The 16,372-nt window shown below is 48.5% G+C and carries 19 protein-coding genes and 1 tRNA gene; 18 read left to right on the forward strand and 2 right to left on the reverse strand.

Annotation, left to right across the window (positions count from 1 at the left end):
• Positions 1 to 163 precede the first annotated feature (163 nt).
• The 4 genes from BLR64_RS17600 to BLR64_RS17615 all read left to right on the forward strand — a co-directional run bounded on the left by BLR64_RS17600 (position 164) and on the right by BLR64_RS17615 (position 3,541).
• Complete coding sequence (locus BLR64_RS17600; protein ID WP_090716127.1) at positions 164 to 925, forward strand: ParA family protein; 762 nt, start codon at positions 164 to 166, stop codon at positions 923 to 925.
• On the forward strand, positions 918 to 1,760 hold the full coding sequence (locus BLR64_RS17605) for a ParB/RepB/Spo0J family partition protein (RefSeq protein WP_090716129.1): 843 nt from the start codon (positions 918 to 920) through the stop codon (positions 1,758 to 1,760). Before BLR64_RS17600 ends, BLR64_RS17605 begins: the two co-directional genes overlap by 8 nt.
• A 92-nt stretch (positions 1,761 to 1,852) precedes the next feature.
• Positions 1,853 to 3,019 (forward strand): aminotransferase class V-fold PLP-dependent enzyme, encoded by a 1,167-nt coding sequence (locus BLR64_RS17610; protein WP_090716130.1) that lies wholly within the window; start codon positions 1,853 to 1,855, stop codon positions 3,017 to 3,019.
• A gap of 21 nt (positions 3,020 to 3,040) precedes the next feature.
• On the forward strand, positions 3,041 to 3,541 hold the full coding sequence (locus BLR64_RS17615) for a DUF4446 family protein (protein WP_090716132.1): 501 nt from the start codon (positions 3,041 to 3,043) through the stop codon (positions 3,539 to 3,541).
• Here BLR64_RS17615 and yyaC read toward each other — a convergent pair.
• Positions 3,513 to 4,121 carry a spore protease YyaC gene (gene yyaC / locus BLR64_RS17620; RefSeq protein ID WP_090716133.1) on the reverse strand — a complete coding sequence of 203 codons (609 nt, stop codon included), beginning with the start codon at positions 4,119 to 4,121 and terminating at the stop codon, positions 3,513 to 3,515. The genes BLR64_RS17615 and yyaC overlap by 29 nt on opposite strands.
• Positions 4,122 to 4,312: 191 nt before the next feature.
• Between yyaC and BLR64_RS17625 the strand changes: the two genes are divergently transcribed.
• From BLR64_RS17625 to BLR64_RS17640, 4 genes are all read left to right on the forward strand, one after another.
• A complete protein-coding gene (locus BLR64_RS17625) occupies positions 4,313 to 4,570 on the forward strand; it encodes a putative Se/S carrier protein (protein WP_090716135.1) in 258 nt (85 codons plus the stop codon).
• Positions 4,571 to 4,586: 16 nt separating this feature from the next.
• Entirely contained in the window at positions 4,587 to 5,621 is a 1,035-nt protein-coding gene (locus BLR64_RS17630) for a mechanosensitive ion channel family protein (protein ID WP_090716136.1), read from the forward strand.
• The gene (locus BLR64_RS17635) at positions 5,621 to 5,845 is read left to right on the forward strand and encodes a DUF951 domain-containing protein (protein WP_090716138.1); all 225 of its coding nucleotides are present in this window, start codon (positions 5,621 to 5,623) and stop codon (positions 5,843 to 5,845) included. The genes BLR64_RS17630 and BLR64_RS17635 overlap by 1 nt, the downstream gene beginning before the upstream one ends.
• Before the next feature lie 43 nt (positions 5,846 to 5,888).
• Positions 5,889 to 5,979, forward strand: a tRNA-Ser gene (locus tag BLR64_RS17640).
• Positions 5,980 to 6,451: 472 nt separating this feature from the next.
• Here BLR64_RS17640 and BLR64_RS17645 read toward each other — a convergent pair.
• Complete coding sequence (locus tag BLR64_RS17645; RefSeq protein WP_039878033.1) at positions 6,452 to 6,649, reverse strand: YjzC family protein; 198 nt, start codon at positions 6,647 to 6,649, stop codon at positions 6,452 to 6,454.
• Between the two features lie 216 nt (positions 6,650 to 6,865).
• On the opposite strand from BLR64_RS17645, the gene rpsF reads away from it, so the two are divergent.
• The 10 genes from rpsF to BLR64_RS17695 all read left to right on the forward strand — a co-directional run bounded on the left by rpsF (position 6,866) and on the right by BLR64_RS17695 (position 16,368).
• Complete coding sequence (rpsF, locus tag BLR64_RS17650; protein ID WP_025706808.1) at positions 6,866 to 7,150, forward strand: 30S ribosomal protein S6; 285 nt, start codon at positions 6,866 to 6,868, stop codon at positions 7,148 to 7,150.
• Between the two features lie 48 nt (positions 7,151 to 7,198).
• Positions 7,199 to 7,702 (forward strand): single-stranded DNA-binding protein, encoded by a 504-nt coding sequence (gene ssb, locus BLR64_RS17655; protein ID WP_068729551.1) that lies wholly within the window; start codon positions 7,199 to 7,201, stop codon positions 7,700 to 7,702.
• Positions 7,703 to 7,723: 21 nt separating this feature from the next.
• Positions 7,724 to 7,996, forward strand: coding sequence for a 30S ribosomal protein S18 (rpsR, locus tag BLR64_RS17660; protein WP_019914552.1), 273 nt, complete (start codon positions 7,724 to 7,726; stop codon positions 7,994 to 7,996).
• A 177-nt stretch (positions 7,997 to 8,173) separates the two neighbouring features.
• Positions 8,174 to 8,548 (forward strand): VOC family protein, encoded by a 375-nt coding sequence (locus BLR64_RS17665; protein ID WP_090716139.1) that lies wholly within the window; start codon positions 8,174 to 8,176, stop codon positions 8,546 to 8,548.
• A gap of 404 nt (positions 8,549 to 8,952) precedes the next feature.
• On the forward strand, positions 8,953 to 10,908 hold the full coding sequence (locus tag BLR64_RS17670; protein WP_090716141.1) for an endonuclease MutS2: 1,956 nt from the start codon (positions 8,953 to 8,955) through the stop codon (positions 10,906 to 10,908).
• A gap of 283 nt (positions 10,909 to 11,191) precedes the next feature.
• Positions 11,192 to 12,898 carry an oligopeptide ABC transporter substrate-binding protein gene (gene opp4A, locus BLR64_RS17675; RefSeq protein ID WP_090716143.1) on the forward strand — a complete coding sequence of 569 codons (1,707 nt, stop codon included), beginning with the start codon at positions 11,192 to 11,194 and terminating at the stop codon, positions 12,896 to 12,898.
• Positions 12,899 to 13,299: 401 nt separating this feature from the next.
• Complete coding sequence (locus tag BLR64_RS17680; RefSeq protein ID WP_425262169.1) at positions 13,300 to 14,337, forward strand: LCP family protein; 1,038 nt, start codon at positions 13,300 to 13,302, stop codon at positions 14,335 to 14,337.
• Between the two features lie 175 nt (positions 14,338 to 14,512).
• Positions 14,513 to 14,950, forward strand: coding sequence for a CBS domain-containing protein (locus tag BLR64_RS17685; RefSeq protein WP_068729544.1), 438 nt, complete (start codon positions 14,513 to 14,515; stop codon positions 14,948 to 14,950).
• 191 nt (positions 14,951 to 15,141) lie between these two features.
• Positions 15,142 to 15,444: a MazG-like family protein gene (locus BLR64_RS17690; protein ID WP_198536682.1), complete on the forward strand. Its 303-nt coding sequence runs from the start codon at positions 15,142 to 15,144 to the stop codon at positions 15,442 to 15,444.
• Positions 15,445 to 15,450: 6 nt separating this feature from the next.
• Positions 15,451 to 16,368, forward strand: coding sequence for a DUF2232 domain-containing protein (locus BLR64_RS17695; RefSeq protein WP_090716144.1), 918 nt, complete (start codon positions 15,451 to 15,453; stop codon positions 16,366 to 16,368).
• Positions 16,369 to 16,372: the final 4 nt, after the last annotated feature.

A 16,372-nucleotide genomic window follows, 5' to 3' on the forward strand; every position in this document is an offset into this window, starting at 1 on the left:
TGGCCGCCTTTTCTGTGACTACATGCGGGTTGTACCGCTGCAATCCATTACTTGAACCCCTACTTGTATATTTGTCTATTTTCTCGCAGATTTGATGCCGTTCAAAACGTTACAACTTCACGAACTACAAGATGATTCTTTCTAACAATTCGAGGTGAAATAAGTGTCCAAGATTATTGCCATAGCAAATCAAAAAGGCGGAGTCGGAAAAACGACAACCTCTGTGAACCTGGGTGCCGGTATGGCTACAATGGGGAAGCGAGTACTTCTTGTCGATATTGACCCGCAAGGCAACACTACAAGCGGCGTTGGCGTCAACAAAGCGGATGTAGCGAATTGCATTTATGATATTCTCATCAATGAGGTCAATCCGCAGGATGCGATCCTGCACACACAAATAGAAGGGCTGCATATTGTTCCGGCGACCATCCAGCTGGCTGGTGCGGAAATCGAATTAGTATCAACGATTTCGCGGGAATTGAAGCTCAAAAAAGCGCTGAACACCGTGAAAAACAATTATGATTACATCATTATTGACTGCCCGCCGTCTCTCGGCATTTTGACTATTAACTCTCTGACAGCAGCTGATTCGGTAATCATTCCAATTCAATGTGAGTATTATGCACTTGAAGGACTGAGCCAATTGCTCAATACGGTTCGCCTGGTGCAGAAAAATCTTAATCCGCATTTAAGCATTGAAGGCGTTCTGCTGACTATGCTGGATGCCCGGACAAACCTGGGAATTCAGGTCATCGAAGAGGTTAAGAAGTACTTCCAGGAAAAGGTGTATCGTACCATTATTCCGCGTAATGTCCGTCTGAGTGAAGCACCTTCACATGGACAGTCCATTATTACTTATGATTCCCGCTCCAAGGGGGCAGAAGTGTATTTAGAGTTGGCAAAGGAAGTGATCTCATATGAGTAAGCGTTTAGGGAAAGGTCTAGATGCACTGATTCCATCCTTATCTATTAATGAAGATGATAAGGTTGTAGAGATACCTTTAGGCCAGTTGCGGGCCAATCCTTATCAGCCGCGTAAGGACTTTAATGAAGAAGCAATTCAGGAACTGGCAGAGTCTATCAGACAGCATGGAGTGATTCAGCCGATTATTGTCCGCAGCGTACTCAAGGGATACGAAATTATAGCCGGGGAACGAAGATTCCGGGCTTCCCAGTATTGCGGAAAATCAACAATTCCTGCTGTTGTAAGAAGTTTGAGTGACCAGCAGGTAATGGAAATTGCCCTGATTGAGAATCTGCAGCGTGAGAATCTCAATGCAATGGAGATTGCAGTAGCTTACCAGGGGCTAATGGATCAATTTTCACTAACTCAGGAAGAGCTCTCACTTAAGGTGGGGAAATCTCGATCGCATATTGCTAATTTTCTGCGGCTGCTGACTTTGCCGGAGGAAGTGAAGGATTATGTTTCACGTGGAACAATTTCTATGGGACATGCGCGGGCTATTGTAGGGCTTAAAGATCCGGAGATTGTGAAACAGTTGGCTGAGCAGTGTGTAGAGCAGCAGTGGAGTGTAAGACAGCTTGAAGAGGTTGTCAAAAACCTTGACCGTAAGCCGGCTGCAGGAGTCAAAGCGAAAGTTGTGAAACGCGATCCATATATCGACAATGTGGAAGAGGGACTGCGTGAAAGATTTAAAACCACAGTGAAGATTAAACAGGGTAAGGATAAAGGGAAGATCGAAATCAATTACTACAGTGCCCAAGACCTGGAAAGACTGCTGGAACTGCTGGGGAACTGATTTGAATATGCAGAGACCAAAACATATCCTGAGGTATCCCTAACACGGATATGGAGGGATATGTTTTTTACACTTAAAAAGGGAGGTGGAGAATGGAACCGTTATTGTATTTGGATCATGCGGCAACCTCCTGGCCTAAGCCGCCAGAGGTAGCTGCAGCTATGCTGGAAGCCTTGGAACAGTCGGGTGCAAATGCAGGCAGAGGCAGCCACTCGTTGGCCATAGGGACGGGCAGAGTGCTTGTGAGGGCTCGCAGTATGCTTGCTGAGCTGTTTGGGGTATCAAATGCACAGGACATCGCATTTACTCATAACACGACAATGGGTCTGAATCTGGCTATAAAGGGGACTCTTCAGGCAGGGGATCATGTCATCTCGACAATGACCGAACATAATTCGGTACGCCGTCCGTTGGAGTACCTTCGCCGGACGATCGGTATACAGGTCGACTATCTTTGTGTAAATGAAGAAGGACAGGTTGATCTGGTGGAACTTGAACGGCTGTTTAGACCTAATACCAGGATGGTCATCTGTAATCATAGTTCAAATCTGCTGGGGAGCATACTCCCTGTTGGTGAGATCGGAGAGATCGCCAGGGCGCATAAGGCTGTTTTTCTGGTTGATGCGGCACAGAGTGCCGGCACGCTGGAAATCGATGTGCAAAAGATGAATATTGATATGCTTGCTTTTCCGGGACATAAAGGCCTGCTTGGCCCGCAAGGGACAGGGGGATTGTATATCTCTCCGGAACTTAATCCGGAGCCATTAATGCACGGGGGAACCGGCAGCCAGTCTGAGAGCAGTGAGCAGCCGACGGTCCGCCCTGACCGTTATGAGGCAGGAACCCAAAATGCTGTCGGGATTGCCGGACTGCTGGCCGGAGTACGTAAAATCAAAGCGCTGGGTACCCACCATATCCATAAGCAGGAATGGCTGCTGACCCAGCAATTGATGGAGGGTCTGTCATCAATTCCGGGCCTAAGGCTGCTTGGACCTGGAATAGGAGCGCCGCGGAGCGGAATTGTTTCGTTTACTATTGACGGTGAGGAATCAGCAGCCATTGCCCATCGGCTGGACCGCGAGTATAACATTGCTGTAAGGGCGGGTATGCACTGTACTCCGTTAGCCCATAAAGCAGCAGCCACGCTGGAGAGCGGGGCTGTCAGAGCAAGTGTAGGCATCAGTTCAACTGAGCATGATATAAAAAGAATGCTGGATGCCATGGAGGAGCTATACGGCCGGTCCCGCAGCAGCAGATAAATACAAAAGGATGGTCCATACATGTTAGAGCTGAATCAAATGATTAATGAACAAATTTCTCTGGTTATGTTCGCTGCAGTAATGATCATATTAATATTGTTGATTATGCAGATTGTTCAAGGCAGCAAGCTCCGCAGGATGCGGCGTAAGTATGAGGCAATGATGGGCGGTAACGGTATTGAGGATTTGGAAAGTCTGCTGATTGATCTGAAAAATCATAGTGAGCGTCTGGATGAAGAACAGCGTGAACATAAGACGCTGATTGAAACGGCTCAGAATAAAATGCGCGGCATGAAATCGAAAGTAGCTGTGAAGCGGTATAACGCATTTGGTGAGCGCGGAAGCGATTTGAGCTTCTCCATAGCCATTATAGATGACGGCAGTAACGGTGTAGTCTTAACAAGCCTGCATAACCGGGAGAATTCTTATATCTATGCCAAACCGCTTGAGAACGGGTCATCGCAATATCCATTGTCCCCGGAAGAAAAGGAAGTTATTGCTCAAGCGCAGCAGCAGATTTAGCATGGAGGTTCCATTGTTTTAAGGCAGAGTAGAGGCTGACGGCAATGATGTCCGATAAGCGCATGACGAGGCTCAGGCGGGTATTCTGAAGGACGAAGTATTCCATGAATCCGCCCACATTGACAATACCGGTTAAATGAATATCTCCGACAGGAGGCAGCTGCTTGTTAACACCGGCACCAGGGCGCAGAGGACCGTCAACAACCTGTATGCAGCCTACGCTGGCTGAATGCCCGAGGCAGGCATCAATGCCGATAATAAAAGGATCATTATGCTTGTTATAAATGAGCGTTAGAGTCTCCGCCAAATTAACGGCGTGCACCGGCTCGTCCAAAGTTCCGTACAGATGGAATAACGGACTGTGGAAGCGGGATAAAGCGGTGCCCACAAGAGGGCCCAGCGAATCACCGGTGGAGCGGTCAGTGCCCACACATACAATAACGATCGGAGTATCCGGGCGGGTACGTGAAAAGTGAAACAGCAGACGGTGGGTTATGGCCGAATAAATATTTGGATCAGCATGTGAAATTTTAAGGCAGGACGGCTCTGGCAGCGGTACAGCTTTAGAAGATAAATTCATATAACCTTCCTTTCTTCAGGCGGAGCATCTACGAAAATACCAGCAGGATGTTCATTCCATTTCAAAGATTGCTGATAAGGTATGGCGCTATTCCGCAGGAGAGTGTTGATGATCCTAGTATATGGATGAAAAAAGCTTTTTATACTACAGGTGCAAGAGATAGGACCTTAAGACCAGAGGGAGCGATGGAGATGGGGGAAGAGCTGCTGATTGCGTTTGACTCAACCCAGCAGGCACTGCGTGCTGAGATGCTGCTGGAGTATGCGGAAATGGAAATTGATATCTTCCCGACTCCCAAGGAAATTACAGCAGGCTGTGCGATGTCGATTCAGTTTTTTCGTAATGATCTGGCAGGGGTGAGGGAAATCATCGCTGGACAGAACGTGGAGATCCGCGGGATCTTTGGCAGGAATGAAGAGGGAAACGGGTATATAGAGATACATGAGTAAAGAGGGAGGGACCTGAATGCAAACCTGGTTGTTGGAATCTGCGGCATCTGGTGCTTTGGATGATGCTGTCCGTTTTAAGGATAGGGTGTGGAACTGGTTAACGGATGCTGATATGTGGGCGAATGTATTGTTTTCGGGACTCAGAATTCTGGCTATTTTTCTTTTGACCCGGCTGATTATTAAAGTAGTCTACAAAGTCATTGACCGTTCAATGGAAAAAGAGGTAACAGGAAGCAGAAGTAGACTGCTGGCGAACAGCCGCCGTTTTTCTACAGTGGGCGGGCTTTTGAAAAATGTGGTCACGGTAATCTGTAATTTTATCATGATTATGCTTATTCTCTCCGAATTCAACTTCGATCTGGGCCCGTTACTGGCCGGTGCAGGTGTAGTCGGTTTGGCCATCGGGTTTGGGGCGCAAAGTTTGGTCAAGGATGTAATTACCGGCTTCTTTATCATTTTTGAGGATCAGTTTGCGGTCGGCGATGTGATTCAGACCGGTACTTATAAAGGCACGGTGGAGATGATCGGGCTCAGAACGACCAGGCTGCTCAGCTTTACGGGTGAGGTTCATATTGTTCCTAACGGTTCGATTGTCAATGTAACCAACTATTCCTTGGCTAATGCGATGGCTGTGGTAGACGTTCCGGTGAAGATTGAGCGCGGTCTGGAAAATACGCTTGCCCTGATAGGTGAAGCACTGCAGGGAATTGAGGAGCGGAGTGATAACATTATCGCTTACCCGAATATTCTCGGTATTCAGTCCATGAGCACATCGGAGTTTGTGATCCGTATAGCCGCCAACTGCCAGCCTAATGCCCGGGAAGCTGCGCAGCGGCAGATTCAGAGCGATATCAAACAGGCGCTGGAGAAGCAGACAGCCCAGGAAGAGGCTGAGGCAGCGCGTAAAGCGCTGGAGCAGGAAGAGCAGGCATCAAGAGTGGCGATAGAGGCTGAGCTTGTAAAGGCAGCCAGGGAAGCCAGTGAGACGGCAGGAGCGGTCCCGAGAAGGCAGATTGCAGCAGCCCAAGAGGGAGAAGAGGGGGATAACTGATGGAACGGAAGGTCTTTGAACTTGGGGATATTGTGCTGATGAAAAAGCCCCATCCCTGCGGAACGAACGAAATGGAGATCATCCGGATGGGGATGGATATCCGCATAAAATGCACCGGCTGCCAGCACAGCGTGCTGATTCCCCGCGCCAAGTTCGAGAAAAACCTCAAGAAAGTACTCCGCTCAAAGAGTGCTTCAACAGAATCGGACGGGCAAGATAATTAAGCTTGCAAAAGCAAATACACCATGATACAATAGGTCTTGCTGCGGAGAGGTACCCAAGAGGCCCAAGGGGGCTGACTCGAAATCAGTTAGGCGTGTCAAAGCGTGCGTGGGTTCGAATCCCACCCTCTCCGCCACCACAGCTTTTAATAATATTACTAATCAGACCTTCGCTGCTGCGGAGGTTTTTTTGTGTAAAGTTACTGCGTTCAGGAAGCGTGCGGAGGTACGTTAAATACACGCAAAAAGGGAGACCCTTGCGGATCTCCCTCCAGAGGCAGTACATCAATGATGTTCGGATTATTTCTGTCTAAAGCCGCTAAAGTGCTGGGTATTGCAAAAGCTGATGCCCTTTTTTAAAAGATAAGAAAGTATAAGTTGCCTCATACTTTATCCTTACCTTTCCCGCAGAAACGGATACCGTCTTTGAGGACGGCAAAGCCATTTCTACTTGAAAGCCAGCTTCACGGTTCCCGGATTACAATAGTTGCTGAATCAGAATCCCAGTGATTGTGTTCGTCATCGACGTACAACGGAACCACACCTCTCTTTTGTACTGCCTGAGAATATTATGTGCGTCTGTATGCTTTTTATACACGGGCCGAAAAATTAATGGACACGCGCCTTTTCGACCTTTTTCCATTTACGGTCCTTGTTGGTTGTCTCAGGGAAAATATCGCCTTTCTCCATTGTAATCCGCTTTGGATTCTGAATTTGCGTGTGGAAGCTGCGCGCTTCGCCTACCTCTGTGTAAACACCCGGGTTCGGTGCCCGGTCCCCTTTTTCATATTCTGTCTGCTCGCCCATTATAAATCCTCCTTCTCAAGAGTGATAAATACAGATCTATTGTGTGCAGCAGCGGAAGGCTTCATGTAGCTAAAAAGTACCTGCGGAATCCGTTGTATGATATTACTTGCAATCAGCAGAGCAATTTGGTAAACTGATTTGGTGCGAGTCTATGTTTGTGCTCGCTCCTTGCTCCTGACATGATCAGGGGCCGCAGACCATAAGGAGGTGAAAATTATGCGCAAATACGAAGTGATGTACATTATTCGTCCTGATATTGAACAAGAAGCCGTTCAAGCAGCAGTCGAAAAATTCCAAGGCATCATCTCCAACGGCGGGGAAATTACAAAGCACGATGTGCAGGGTAAACGCCGTCTTGCGTATGAGATCAAGAAATTCCGTGATGGCGTTTATGTATTGGTTAACTTTACTGCAGAACCTGCAGTAGTTACTGAGCTTGAGCGTATCATGAAGATTTCCGACGAAGTTATTCGTTATCTCATTACGAACGACGTTGCCTAAGATCGAGACAAGCTTTGTAAGAAATCGCGCTATAAGGAGGGGATTGAATTGTTGAACCGTATCATTCTGATCGGTCGGTTGACCCGTGACCCGGAACTTCGTTATACTCCTGCTGGTGTTGCCGTAACACAGTTTACGCTTGCCGTAGACCGTAACTTTACGGGCCAGAACGGTGAACGCGAAGCGGACTTCATCCCGGTAGTAACCTGGAGACAGCTGGCTGAGACCTGTGCCAATTATTTGCGCAAAGGCCGTCTGGCAGCCGTAGAAGGACGCATCCAAGTACGGAACTATGAGAATAACGAAGGCAAACGTGTATACGTAACTGAAGTTATTGCTGATAACGTCCGTTTCCTGGAATCCTCGCAGAACCGTGAAGGCGGAAATGCAAGTGGCGGAAGTATGCCTGAAGAGCCTGCCTATGGCGGGGGTAACGGCGGTAACAGTGCACGCGGAAATAACAACAATTTCTCGCGCAGCAACAATAATCAAGATCCTTTTTCGGGCGATGGAAAACCGATCGATATATCGGATGATGATTTGCCATTTTAATAAGGAAGGACTGAAAAGAACATGGCTTTCAAACAAAGAGAAGGCGGAGACAACGACAAAAGACCGGCACGTCGTGGTGGACGCAACAAGCGCAAAAAAGTGTGCTACTTCACTGTGAACAAAATTACTCACATTGACTATAAAGACACTGAGCTTCTCAAGAAGTTCATCAGCGAACGCGGAAAGATTCTGCCGCGTCGTGTAACTGGTACAAGTGCAAAATACCAACGCGCTCTGACCATTGCTGTAAAACGCTCGCGTCAAATCGCGCTGCTGCCTTACACAACGGAGTAGGACGTTTTATGAAGCAGCCGGCTAAGCCGGCTGCTTTTTTGATTGATAAGGATTATATGTTTAAGAGCCCCTCAATGTACCTATGCGGGGTTGTTTGGTGTGTTCAATTGTATATAATAATAAGCAATGACGGCGGCACACAGCAGTTGTCCAATTAATAATCCTGGAGGCATAACCATGATCAGTGCAAGCCCATTTGTAATAATTGAGAATGTGCGGGAATCGGTCGATTACTACCAGAGCGTTTTCGGCGGCGAAATTAAAGTGCTGAACGAGCATAACGGCAAGCTGCTGCATGCAGAGCTGCACCTGGGTTCCAGCCTGATCCATTTCTCGGATGATTACGGCCGTGGTGCCAAGACAGCCAATGTCAGCATTATTATGGCACTGGAGAGCGAAGAAGCGCTGCGTGCAATCTACGGCAGGCTGGTGGAAGACGGCGGTAAAGTTCAGGTAGAGCTGCAGAAGACCTTTTTCGGGGCGCTTCATGGACAAGTATCAGATGTTAAAAACGGCATTATCTGGGTGTTTAATTATTTCGCCGGCAATTGACGTCATCAGCGGAATGTAGTAAATTACAGGTATCCTATAACAAAAGGGGAAATTTTGATGTCGGTGAGCGTTCTTAACTAAGCAATTTCATATCACCTGAAGATAGGCGTTAGCAGGTTCAGTCTTGGCTGAGGGCTTGCTCTGTTTAAGTATGCACGGTAGCATACTTATCACCTGTGTTTATGGTGGATGATTAGTTAAGAACACGCGAAGCGTCAACATTGGCCTCTTTTTCGGCTATTGTTCTCTTTGTGATAAACCGTGCTCTTGAGCACGGTTTTTTCTGTTTTCCAAAGGGGCAATACCATCTAAGTGAGGGCAAGGACTGCATTGTGCAGTCTTTGCCCTTTTTTACGTTATCAGGAGCTGTTCATACTACAGGCAGGAAAAAAGGAGGATTATCAGTGAATACAGAAAGTCTGTGCACACTCGGATATGAGGAAATTAAAGGTGAGATTACGCGGTACGCGGTTTCCTACGAAGGGAAAAGGCTGGCAGGGGAGCTCGCTCCGATGGTTTATCTTCCGGCAATACAGCGGGCGCTGGAAGAAACAGAGGAGGCCAAGGAGCTGCTGGAGCGCGGGGCAAGCGTGCCGTTACCGTCCCTTGAGGGTATTGAATGGATTATCTCGCTGCTGGGGACGGGATATTTATACAATGAGCAGGACTTCACAGCCATTGCTACCTTTCTGAACAGCTGCACCCAGCTCCGCAAATATATGGCCTCCAAGGAGCAAAGCGCACCGCGGATTGCGGCCTATGGGGCTTCGCTGCAGGAGCTGCGGCAGCTAAGGGATGAAATTGACCGCTGCATCCGGTTTGGTGTCATTGAGAGCCAGGCCAGCAAAGGGCTCGAGCGGGTGCGGAAACGGCTGACCGTGGCTAAGGAGCGGCTGCAGCGCAAGCTGGAGAGCATTATGGCCCGGCATCAGTCTATCCTGCAGGAGAGTCTGGTCAGTATGCGGGGCGGCAGGTACGTTATACCCGTGAAGAGGGAGTACCATAAGCAGGTAAAAGGGACTGTGCTCGATCAGTCCACAAGCGGACAGACGGTGTTCGTAGAGCCTTACGAGATTGCCGCCCTCCAGAGCGAGTTGGAGCTTCTTACAGCTGAGGAGGCGAGAGAGGAGGGCATTATCCTGAGCATGCTGAGCGGCCTTGTAGAACGGGAGCAGGAGGCGCTGCGCATTAATATTGAGGTAACGGGCACCTACGATTTCATCTTTGCCAAGGCTAAATATGCCCGGAGTATAGGGGCACGGAATGTGACTCTGAATGAGCGGGGATGGTTCCGGATGAATGGAGGCAGGCATCCCGAGCTGAAGGATATGGTGCCGGTCAGCCTGAAGTTCGGTCACGGCTATAAATCGCTAATCGTAACAGGCCCTAATACCGGCGGAAAAACCGTTGTCCTCAAAACACTCGGGCTGCTGGCAGCCATGGCACAATCCGGACTGCTTGTTCCTGTGGAGGAGCATAGTGAATTTTCAGTATTCAGGGACATTATCAGTGTGATCGGAGACGGGCAGAGCCTGACCCAGTCGCTCAGTACCTTCTCGGCCCAGATGAAGAGTATTGAGGGCATGCTGCGTGCTGCAGGCAGGGACGTACTGCTGCTGATCGATGAGCTGGCCGCCGGAACGGACCCTGGTGAGGGCTTTGCCCTTTCAATTGCTATACTTGAAGAGCTAAACCGCAAGGGAGCCAATATTATTGTGACTACTCATTTCAATGAGTTAAAAGCGTTCGCCGCCTCTACGCCGGGATTCGAAAATGCGCGGATGGAGTTTGATAAGCATACGCTGCAGCCGCTGTATAAGCTGACTATCGGTGAGGCAGGTGAAAGCTATGCCCTGCAGATTGCCGAGAAGCTGGGCATCCCGCCTGAGGTGATCCGGCGTTCCCATGAGCTTGCAGGGCAGCAACGGACATCTGGGAGCCGTACCCACGGTGTCGGCAGAAAAGCAGCCATAAAGCCGGATCCCGGTTATAAAACGCCAGGAAGTACTGAAGGTGGATTTCAGGAGGAGGAAGGGGACAGCAATCACCCAAAGAACGGTAAAACAGTGGAATCCGGCTTTGAAATTGGTGATGCAGTATATATCAATTCCCTTGACCGGACGGGAATTGTTTATGCCAGACAGGACAGCATGGGTATTGTCGGAGTTATGGTCCAGAAAGAGAAGATGCGCATAAACCATAAACGTCTGAAGCCTTACCTGTCAAAAGATGAGCTGTACCCGGAGGACTATGACTTTGATATCCTGTTCGAGACTAAGGAAAACCGGAAAAAGCGCAAGCTGATGCGGAAAAGACATGTAGAAGGACTTAGCATTATCCATTCGGAGGAAGAGGTATAAACCGGCTGCAGAACGCTTAGGCCTGCCTGAAAAGGCAGGCTTTTTAGGCTGCAAATATAGTTTCCAAACAGGCGGCCTCCAATTATTGACTTCCCATTCCTGGCATTATTCGTTATTCTCTAAGTTGTAGCTGATTAAATTTATATATAAAAAATTTACGCAGTGCATGATATATATAGCTTAAGATGGAATGTAATTGAAAATATGACGGGATATCATTTAAAATAATATTCGTTGGAAAACGCTTACATTAGCGGGTTGTACCTTAGAAAGGAAGAGCTACATGCATAAATCCAAGATCGGCACTTTGCTGCTGCTCCTTACCTGTATATTGACAGCATGCAATGGCGCGGGGACAGGCAGTAATTCCTACGCGGTACGTTACAGTAAAGCTGAAGAGAAAGCTGTGCCGGGCGGTACAGTTACCTATGCTTATACCTCCCCGTTTCAGGGAATATTTGATCCCGCTTTTTTTGAAGGGGAGGATGATTCAAATGTGCTTGATTTCATTACAGAGGGCATGTTCACGGTAAGAGATGACCTGACGACCGTCCCCAATATCGCATCCTGGAAGGAATCTGAGGATCATACTGTGTTTACCTTCAAAATCAGGCCTGGTGTCCGCTGGCATAACGGTGATGAGCTGACGGTTGAGGACTGGAAATTCGCACTGGAGACCATCGCCAGTCCTGATTATACGGGCTCCAGATACTATAGTGTAGAGATGATTAAAGGGGCCGAGGCCTATCACCGGGGAGAAACGGACGAACTGGCGGGAGTCAAGGTCATCGACCCGTATACGCTGAAGATTACAGTAAACTCTGCCCGGGTGAATACGATTGATAATCTGTGGCCGTACCCGATGAACAAAAAATATTTTGAGGGAGTCGCAGTGAAGGATATGGCGGACAGCGACCAGGTGCGCAAGAGGCCGATCGGTATCGGGCCCTTTGAGGTGACGGAGATTCAGCCCGGCCAGCTTGTCCGGATGAAAAGATTTGATAACTATTACAAGGGTAAGGCGCTGCTCGACGGAGTTGACTATAAAGTCGTCGGCGATGAAGAGTTAACCGGACTGCTGGAAGATGGCAGCATTGATATCAGTACTGTACCAAGAGATACGTATTCTGCACTCCAACAGCTTGACAACATAACGCTAATGCAATCGGCAGAGCTTTCATACGAATACATAGGCTTCAAATTCGGACACTGGGACGAGTCAGCCCGGCAGAATGTTATGGACAACCCTAAGTTTGCTGATAAGCGCCTGCGGCAGGCCATGTATTATGCGCTGGACCGGGAGGGAATCATTGAACGCTTCTCTTACGGTCTGGGTGAATTGATTGAAACGCCGATCCCAAGCACCAGCTGGGCCAAAATACCGGACTCTGAAATTAACACGTACCCCTATGACCCGCAGAAGGCGGAGACACTGCTGCAGGAAGCGGGGTATACCGATATTGACGGCGACGGCTGGCGTGAAGATCCGCAGGGACAAAAGCTTATTATCCACTATGATGCGATGAGCGGGAACGCAACAGCGGAGGAGCGGACGCAGGCGGTTATGCAGAACTGGCGCGACATCGGCCTTAATGTGCAGCTTAATGGGGGCAAGCTTAAGGATTTGAACACTTTTTATGAAGCGGTTGAGAACGATGATCCTACAGTGGAAGTGTTCAATGGGGTATGGGGACTCGCAAGTGATCCTGATCCTTCCGGGCTGTGGCGTGTCTCTGATCTGTGGAATTATTCCCGCTGGTCATCTGAGCGAAGCGAAGAGCTGATCCTTGAAGGGGTGCAGGCCAAGGCTTATGACAGGGATTATCGCATGCAGGTCTACCATGAATGGCAGCAGCTGATCAATGAAGAGGTGCCGATGATCTTTTTCGCGGAACGGACGAACATTACCGCCGTGAGCAAACGCCTGCAGGGCGTGCGGGTCAACTCCATCAGCAATATCAATGAGCCTGATAAATGGTGGATTAAATAAATGAACTGAATAATAAGCAGAACCTGAAGGATCAGCGGCAGAAAGGCTGCGGACCGGATGGTTCTGCTTTTTTTTGTGAAAATAAAATCAAAAGCGGATTTAGCACGTCATATACTTTAGGAACGAACGGCTGCTGCAGCATCATAATTGTCGTTTTTTGATATTTCTTTTTACAGGCCAAGTGATTACAATAGAAATATTGTTTGTGTCAAAGCCGTTTTCCAGGTTTATTCTACAATTAGAACGACCCTAATTCCTGAAAGGGGGAACACTAAGACAGAAGTGGGGCAGACGAACAACAGCCGAGAGAAGTCCGGATATGAGCGCCTGCAAACCGCAGGCAGCCATTGTAAATAGATGCAAGCAATGATTATATTCCACAATAAAGAAGGAATCATTTGATGAATATGAAAAAGCTGAAGAAAAGGTATATAGCTCTTATAGCTCTAGCTGTCATAATTTTAGGAGGGTTTCTGTTTCAGAAGCAGCTTGCAGTGCTGGCTTTTGACCTGTTCCTCTCTGACCGGGTAGAGGCGAAGCTGGAAGAGGAGTCCTACGTGCCGCTCGTTAAGGACAGCACATCTGCTGTTAAACCGGAGCCTGTCGTCTTCAAAAGCGATCCATTCTCCCTGATGCTGCTCGGAACGGACCAGCGCGGAAATGAAACTGCTCGTTCGGATACGATGATCTACGCCGTTGTCCGGCCGGAGGATTACAAGCTCCTGCTGATTTCCATTCCCCGAGATACGTACACAGAAATCATCGGTCACAGGGACAACAAAAAAGACAAAATCACCCATGCCTATGCATTCGGCGGCCAGCAGATGGCCAAAGATACACTGGAGGCGCTGCTCGGACATGATATCCAGTATTATGCGACAATCAACTTCCAGGGCCTGAAGGATGCAGTTGATGCCATTGGCGGCGTTCCGCTGCCCATCAAGAAGGATATTGTCAATAAAGGCGCTGATCATGAGAAATTCACTATTGTAGGCGGCAAATCCAATTATAGCGGTGAAGAGGCGCTCAACTATACCCGTTACCGCGAGGACAGTGATTTTAACCGGACCAAGCGCCAGCAGGTCTTTATTGATGTGGTTGCGAATAAAATGTTATCGATCAGCCAAATCGGCAAAATCCCTGAGCTGCTTGATATTATGGGCGAGAATTTCAAGACCGACATGGAGCCGTCGCTGATTATCAGTCTGGCCAAGAAGTTCATGGGCGGCAAGGATATGGATATATCCAGCTTTACCGTTATGGGTGAAGGCAAAAAGATTGACGGTGTGTATTATGACATCGTTGATGAAGAGGATTTGAGTGAGGCGCAGGCTATGATTGATAACTGGATGAATGCCAGCACACCGGTCAGCCAGCTGATTGAGCCCGGCAAAGCGGCAAATGCACTGGAGCCGAAGGCTACAGCAACAGCAGAATAACCGCACGTAAATACCATAGAAGTATAAATGCAGCAGCCATGTGTAATGTTAGTGGCTGCTGCTTACTGTCTTCGTGGTATAATGAAATGGAACGACTCGCCGGGTGAAACGTATGATTACGGGTGCCCTTAGAAGCAGGGTTAATTCCTTCGGAATTCTTTGAGGAGGATCAGAGATGAATATTGCGTTTTTTTTACTTCCCAAGCAGGAGGTGGCCTGCGTTACACTGGATTCGACGCTGCGCCAGACCCTGGAAAGGATGGAGTTTCACCGCTATACTGCTGTACCGATTCTTAACAGGAACGGAGAATACGCCGGAACGGTAACAGAAGGCGATCTGCTGTGGTACATGAAGGATTCAGGCGGAACGGTTACTTTTGAGAATGCTTCCAAGTTTCTGCTTAAGGATGTGCCGCTGCGGATGAATAATCTGCCGGTATCCATTGATGCTGATATGGAGGATCTGATTAATTTGGCCAAGGTGCAGAATTTCGTGCCGGTGGTCGATGATATGAACCGTTTCATCGGTATTGTCCGCCGGAGCCAGATTATTGAATACTGCGAGAAGGTCGTTTCGCGTCAATCGCAAGCCCAGGCGCAGGAATCATTATAATGATTAACTGATTGCAGAAGCAGATGGAGCACTGATAAGGCCTGTATTTCCGGCATATAACGGAATGCGGGCCTTTTTTGAAGGGCTCTTTAGCTAAGGCTTTCAGGCGCTGGGGGTTCCGTGTGACCGGGAAATATTTATGCTATAATGGAGAATAATGCTTTTGCCGGAGGTAGAGAGACGTGCCGAATGTGCCGAAGGATCTGGATGTAGCCAAACGCGCCAAAGTAATTGAGTGGTTAAAGACCGAAGTGATCGACCAAGTGTCACGGCTGTTTAAGGCGCTTTGGGAAGGCAGCACCGCCCGTGTAGGTGACAGTCTGGCCAGCCTGATTATGAGCTCTTACATCCTGGGACGCCGGCTTGGACTCCCTTACCGGGAGCTTGATGACCTGCTGCTGGAGAAGCTAAGGAAGCACAGGCAGGAAGGGCACCAGCTTGAAGAATGGTACAATGATATATCTGCATTAGAAGAACATATGCGTAAGAGGTGAAAACTGTTGAAATTCCGCTGGACATCTGTGGCATGGAGCATCGCATACTTACTGCTGCTGTTATCCCTGTCCACCCCGCTGCTCATTATTACTACACTATTCCTGATTATTCCGGCTGTAGTGCTGTTCACTACCCTGAACACGAAACAGTTTATTCTTCATCTATTGCCAGTCCTGCTGATCGTAGGCCTGATTACACCTGTCTATGTGCTGTTAGCGCTCTATTTCCTGATTCCTGCGCTCGTGATGGGAAGATGGTACAGGAAGCGCTCCTCGGCATTGTCTACCATTCTGGCCGGAACCATTACGATTCTCGGGCAGTTTCTGCTGCTTCTTGTCGTGGGTACCGCGTTGTTTGATTTTAGCCTAACCAGTTATGTAACAGATACGGTGCAGATGGTTGCAGACATATTGGCTGAACTTGGCACAGGCAACCCGCTGGCCAGTGAATTCGTTCTTACTTCCAAGGATGTAAGTGATATCAGCTTTATGACCATACAGGTGATTCCAATAACGCTGATTATGAGCTCTTTTATAATGGCTGTAATCACCCATTCCATTGTCCGCCCTATTCTTAACAGTATGGAATATGCGGTTCCGAAACTGAAGCCTGCACGTGAATGGAGACTCTCCAGATCATTTATCTGGTACTACTTGATTGGCGTCATCATCAGCTTTATCTTCGGCAATTCGGACAGCGGCTTTATGCCGATGATCAGCGCCAACCTGCTGCCGCTGCTCCAGGCTGTCTTTATCATCCAGACCATCGGCTTCATGTTCTTTATTGTCCATGAGCTCAAGTGGAGCAAGGTTGTGGCGGTTGTGCTGTCACTGCTGGTTCTCTGGATACCGGGACTTTGGATTATCGGTGTTATCGACATTGCCTTCCCGCTGCGGGAGTTTGTGAAGAAATCGAAACGATAGGGTG

The organism is Paenibacillus typhae (genome assembly GCF_900099765.1).
Taxonomy (GTDB): Bacteria; Bacillota; Bacilli; order Paenibacillales; family Paenibacillaceae; genus Paenibacillus_AQ; species Paenibacillus_AQ typhae.

What these genes read in the sequence shown, in the direction of transcription:
- opp4A (WP_090716143.1), top strand. Translation starts at nt 11,192, where the DNA reads ATGCATAAATCCAAGATCGGCACTTTGCTGCTGCTCCTTACCTGTATA.
- BLR64_RS17630 (WP_090716136.1), top strand. Translation starts at nt 4,587, where the DNA reads ATGCAAACCTGGTTGTTGGAATCTGCGGCATCTGGTGCTTTGGATGAT.
- BLR64_RS17680 (WP_425262169.1), top strand. Translation starts at nt 13,300, where the DNA reads ATGAATATGAAAAAGCTGAAGAAAAGGTATATAGCTCTTATAGCTCTA.
- rpsR (WP_019914552.1), top strand. Translation starts at nt 7,724, where the DNA reads ATGGCTTTCAAACAAAGAGAAGGCGGAGACAACGACAAAAGACCGGCA.
- yyaC (WP_090716133.1), bottom strand. Translation starts at nt 4,121, where the DNA reads ATGAATTTATCTTCTAAAGCTGTACCGCTGCCAGAGCCGTCCTGCCTT.
- BLR64_RS17685 (WP_068729544.1), top strand. Translation starts at nt 14,513, where the DNA reads ATGAATATTGCGTTTTTTTTACTTCCCAAGCAGGAGGTGGCCTGCGTT.
- BLR64_RS17635 (WP_090716138.1), top strand. Translation starts at nt 5,621, where the DNA reads ATGGAACGGAAGGTCTTTGAACTTGGGGATATTGTGCTGATGAAAAAG.
- BLR64_RS17645 (WP_039878033.1), bottom strand. Translation starts at nt 6,649, where the DNA reads ATGGGCGAGCAGACAGAATATGAAAAAGGGGACCGGGCACCGAACCCG.
- BLR64_RS17625 (WP_090716135.1), top strand. Translation starts at nt 4,313, where the DNA reads ATGGGGGAAGAGCTGCTGATTGCGTTTGACTCAACCCAGCAGGCACTG.
- BLR64_RS17610 (WP_090716130.1), top strand. Translation starts at nt 1,853, where the DNA reads ATGGAACCGTTATTGTATTTGGATCATGCGGCAACCTCCTGGCCTAAG.
- BLR64_RS17615 (WP_090716132.1), top strand. Translation starts at nt 3,041, where the DNA reads ATGTTAGAGCTGAATCAAATGATTAATGAACAAATTTCTCTGGTTATG.
- BLR64_RS17665 (WP_090716139.1), top strand. Translation starts at nt 8,174, where the DNA reads ATGATCAGTGCAAGCCCATTTGTAATAATTGAGAATGTGCGGGAATCG.
- rpsF (WP_025706808.1), top strand. Translation starts at nt 6,866, where the DNA reads ATGCGCAAATACGAAGTGATGTACATTATTCGTCCTGATATTGAACAA.
- BLR64_RS17605 (WP_090716129.1), top strand. Translation starts at nt 918, where the DNA reads ATGAGTAAGCGTTTAGGGAAAGGTCTAGATGCACTGATTCCATCCTTA.